The sequence below is a fragment of the Thalassobacter sp. genome (assembly GCF_982993085.1).
The window spans coordinates 1-4,461 of sequence record NZ_CEZFMW010000175.1 but is presented as its reverse complement, the minus strand read 5'-3'; the positions used below and the strand labels follow the sequence as shown (position 1 = coordinate 4,461).

The following is a 4,461-nucleotide window of genomic DNA, read 5'->3' as shown; positions in this document are numbered from 1 at the left end:
GTGGCTCTTGCCGCCGCTCGTTGTGATGTCAGCTTTGCTGATCGTAACGGGGCTCATTTGGGGTTTCTTTTTCACCCCTGACGACTTCCGCCAAGGATCAACGGTCAAGATCATCTATCTGCACGTGCCCGCAGCCCTGATGGCGATCAACGCGTGGCTGATGATGCTGGTCTGCTCGCTCATCTGGATTATCCGCCGCCACCACGTCAGCGCGCTTGCGGCCCGCGCCGCAGCCCCCATCGGAATGGTGATGACGTTGATCGCGCTGTTTACTGGGGCGATTTGGGGCAAACCCATGTGGGGTACCTACTGGGAATGGGACCCGCGCCTGACGTCATTCTTGATCCTTTTCCTTTTTTACATTGGCTACATGGCTCTGTGGGAAGCGATCGAAAACCCCGATGCAGCCGCTGATTTAACCTCGGTGCTCTGCCTCGTCGGTTCGGTCTTTGCCCTCTTGTCACGCTACGCGGTCCTGTTCTGGAACCAAGGCCTGCACCAAGGTGCGACGTTCTCAATGGACAAGGAACAGAACATATCAAACGTGTTCTGGTATCCAGCAGTCATATCCATGGCGGGCTTTGTGTGCCTGTTTGTGACGCTCGTCCTCTACCGCACGCGTATGGAAATCCGCCGCCGCCGCCTGCACGCCCTTGACGCACGGAGCATGGCCGCATGATCACCGCGCACATCCTTCCGGACCTTGGAAAATACGCGACAGAGGTTGGCCTCGCCTATGGCGTCAGCCTTGGTCTTCTCGCGCTTTTGATTGGGCAATCCCTGTGGAAAGGCCGTAAAATCAAACAACGGCTTCAGCAGGAAGAAAAGGCGCGCAAAGGTGAGTGAGACCCCCACCCCGAACAAGCGGAAATCGGTCAATTGGGTCGCGATGATTCCAGTGGGGCTGTTCGCAGCCCTGATCGGAGCCTTCTTTGGCCCAGGCCTATTTCGCGACAACCCCGACGCCCTGCCCTCGACCATCGAAGGCCGTCAGGCGCCTGCCGTTGCTGGCGTAGAACTGCCCGGGCTTGCGTCATTTGATGACGCCACGCTCCGTGCAGGGGACGTGACATTGGTCAACTTTTGGGCCTCTTGGTGCGTGCCATGCCGGGCCGAACACCCGATGATCAAAGAGCTTGCCGCGCAACTGCCCGTCTACGGGATCAACTACAAGGACGAGGCCGTAGATGGCCTCGACTTCCTTGCAGAGCTTGGTGACCCATTCGCCGCCCACGTGGCCGACGCCACTGGTCGGATGGGGATCAACTGGGGCCTATACGGCGTGCCAGAAACCTACGTGATTGCGGGCGACGGCACGGTTGTCCTGCGTTGGGCCGGCCCCATCACACGCAGCACTATGGAAGACACCATCAAGCCCGCGATTGAGCGTGCAGAGGCAATGGCGGAGTAGCGAGCCGCTCCGAACCACATTATTGGGCCATCAAAAACCCGCCAAAGCATCAGCTGAGGCGGGTTCTTTATTTTGATCACCTGAAGGCGCAGTACTTCAGAGGTGCTTTGCGTAAATCTCAACCAACTTGGCCACGGCAGCTTCGGGCGCCATCTCTTCGCTTTCGCCAGTCCGGCGAGAGGTCAGCTCAACCACACCGTTCTTTAGACCCCGTGGCCCCACGGTGATCCGCCACGGCAAACCGATCAGGTCCATCGTCGCGAACTTGCCCCCGGCCCGCTCGTTCCGGTCATCATAAAGAGGGTCGAGGCCTGCGTTGATCAATGCGGTCTCAAGCCCTTCACACGCGCCATCGGCCTCTGCGTCACCCTGCTTAAGATTCACAATCCCAACGTGGAATGGCGTCACACCCTCGGGCCAGATGATGCCTTTGTCGTCGTGGCTTGCCTCAATGATCGCGCCCAAAAGCCGGCTCACACCAATCCCGTGGGAGCCCATGTGCACTGGCGTGGGCTTTCCATCAGGACCTTGGACTGTGGCGCCCATGGCCTCGGAATACTTGGTCCCAAAGTAGAAAATCTGCCCCACTTCGATACCGCGCGCGACGCGGCGGCGCTCCTCGGGGATTTCGTTGAACTTTGCCTCATCATGGGTTTCGTCGGTACGAGCGTATTTTTCGGTGAATTCACGCATGATACCCGCGCATTCATCGACACTGTCGTAGTCAATCGCGCGATCGCCGAACGTCAGGTCCGTCACGGCTGAATCGTAGAACACTTCGCTTTCGCCCGTGTCGGCCAGCACGAGGAATTCATGCGTGTCATCGCCGCCAATCGGGCCACTGTCCGCACGCATCGGAATAGCCTGCAGGCCCATCCGCTCATATGTGCGCAGATAGCTGACGAGGTGGCGGTTGTAAGCGTGCAGCGCGGCCTCTTTGGTCAGATCAAAATTATAGCCGTCTTTCATCAAGAACTCACGCCCGCGCATCACACCGAACCGAGGACGAACCTCATCGCGGAATTTCCATTGGATGTGATACAAAGTCAGCGGCAGGTCCTTGTAGCTGGACACATGGCTGCGGAAGATGTCGGTGATCAACTCTTCGTTCGTGGGCCCGTACAGCATATCGCGACCGTGGCGGTCAGTGATGCGCAGCATCTCTTCGCCGTAGTCGTCGTACCGGCCGCTTTCGCGCCACAGGTCCGCCGATTGCAGCGTCGGCATCAACAGGGGGATATGGCCTGCACGTTCCTGCTCTTCGTGAACGATCTGCTCAATCCGTTTGAGTACTTTGAAGCCCAGCGGCAACCAGGAATAGATACCGGCCTGCGCCTGCTTGATCATGCCTGCGCGCAACATGTAGCGGTGGCTGACAATCTGCGCCTCGGACGGCGTTTCTTTGAGGACGGGCAGGAAATAGCGGCTCAGGCGCATAGAAAGTCTCCGGAAAAGTGCCCTCTTGCCTTAGCCAAGCCAACGCTCGGGGGCAAGCCGCTTAGCTGCGTGCGACACGCACCTTGGATGTCGCACCAAGGCTGCTTTCAAGCGAGGCAAAGCGCGCCTGCGCGACCTCTCCGAACAGCACCTCCCCCTCACCTGCAGGAAGGCCAAGCGTGATTTGCCGCTTTTTCGGGGCCCATTCGAGCGTGGCCATCAGGGTCGGATCAAGCGCCGAGAACATCGCCCCAAAGCGCATCGCCTTCCCCAAAACCTCCGCCTGTTCAGCCTCCTCCGGGGTGAGCAAATGCGCAAGGCTGTCGTATTTTTCATAGGCCCGTTTGTTGCGATAACGGTGCAATAGCGCGAGGCCAAGGAACACGCGCTCCGCATGGGATAACCCGCCAAAGTTGGACCGCGCGGCCCTGTCAAAACCAACATCCGCACGATAGTCGGGATGCGCGCGCCAACCGACATCATGCAGCAAACACGCAGCTTTGATCAGGCGTTTGCGTGCAGCCGTCACCTTTGGAAATAGCGGCAGAATAAAATGGTACAGCGTGCGCCCAAAACCCGGTTGGCGGGCATCTTTGGCCTCTGTGAAGCGACACGCTTCAATCAAAGGATCACGCTCGCGCAGGGATTGGGGCATCTGCTCATACAAAAGCCCCTCGCGAATGCCGTAGCTGGACACCGCGACTTGGCTCGGCTTGAAATGATGCAAAAGCCGCAAAATAACTTCGCCCGCTATGGGCACCAGCGCCATACGTGCCGACGACGTCCCCGTACGTTGGCGCAGGCCTTCTAGGTCCTGCAGGCCGATGTATTGCACCGTCGCGCGGACATCTTGGGGCCGCATCGTATATTCATGCAGAACGTGCAGCGGATAGGCGCGGCGTTCCATGTCGATCCGCGCAAGCGCGCGCCATGATCCACCCACGAGGAACAGCGTCTTGTAGGCCCCCGACATTTCTTCGCGCATGGCGCCGAGCGTGGCGTCAATCTCAGCCAAACGCGCCTTGCGCCCACCGGGCAGCCCCGCCAGTTTAAGAGGCCCCAGCCGGGCCGAAACACAAGCCCCTACATGGCCATGCGTGACCTCGGCCAGTTCCATCGACGACCCGCCAATGTCACACATCAAACCATCCGCCTGCGGCCAGCCCAGCAAGACACCTTGCGCAGAAAACCGCGCTTCTTGCTCGCCGCTGATGCATTGGATGCGCAGCCCGGTCACGGCCTCAACCTCAGTGACAAAGGCATCACCATCCACGGCCTCACGCACCGCGGCGGTGGCCACTGCCACCAGCGGCGACACCTGCATCGAGCGCGCGATAATGGCAAAGCGGTGAATCGCTTCCAGCGCACGCGTGCGCCCTTCGGGATTGAGAACACCGGTTTCAGAAAGCCCCGCGCCCAGACCACACAAGATTTTTTCGTTATAGAAATAGGCCGGTGACCGTGCAGCGCCGTCGAAAACCACCATACGCACTGAGTTTGAGCCAACATCAATCACCCCGACCCGCGACAGCGCGCGCGCTTTGGGATCGTTGAATAACGGGGCTCCAAACAGATCCCACGGCTCCGCACTGCGTTCCGCTCCGTCCATGTGG

5 protein-coding genes are annotated in these 4,461 nt (G+C 59.5%); 3 read left to right on the top strand and 2 right to left on the bottom strand.

Going from position 1 to position 4,461, the window contains the following annotated elements:
- Nucleotides 1-25 precede the first annotated feature (25 nt).
- The 3 genes from AC4GMC_RS17275 to AC4GMC_RS17265 are packed head-to-tail and all read left to right on the top strand — an operon-like array spanning nucleotide 26 to nucleotide 1,411.
- Entirely contained in the window at nucleotides 26-679 is a 654-nt protein-coding gene (locus tag AC4GMC_RS17275; protein WP_490367255.1) for a heme ABC transporter permease, read from the top strand.
- A complete protein-coding gene (ccmD, locus tag AC4GMC_RS17270) occupies nucleotides 676-846 on the top strand; it encodes a heme exporter protein CcmD (protein WP_487876203.1) in 171 nt (56 codons plus the stop codon). Before AC4GMC_RS17275 ends, ccmD begins: the two co-directional genes overlap by 4 nt.
- 43 nt (nucleotides 847-889) lie before the next feature.
- Nucleotides 890-1,411: a DsbE family thiol:disulfide interchange protein gene (locus AC4GMC_RS17265; protein WP_487876223.1), complete on the top strand. Its 522-nt coding sequence runs from the start codon at nucleotides 890-892 to the stop codon at nucleotides 1,409-1,411.
- Between the two features lie 96 nt (nucleotides 1,412-1,507).
- Here the strand turns inward: AC4GMC_RS17265 and proS are convergent, their stop codons facing one another.
- Nucleotides 1,508-2,848 carry a proline--tRNA ligase gene (gene proS, locus AC4GMC_RS17260; protein WP_487876202.1) on the bottom strand — a complete coding sequence of 447 codons (1,341 nt, stop codon included), beginning with the start codon at nucleotides 2,846-2,848 and terminating at the stop codon, nucleotides 1,508-1,510.
- A 61-nt stretch (nucleotides 2,849-2,909) separates the two neighbouring features.
- Complete coding sequence (locus AC4GMC_RS17255) at nucleotides 2,910-4,457, bottom strand: Ppx/GppA family phosphatase (protein WP_487876201.1); 1,548 nt, start codon at nucleotides 4,455-4,457, stop codon at nucleotides 2,910-2,912.
- Nucleotides 4,458-4,461 lie beyond the last annotated feature (4 nt).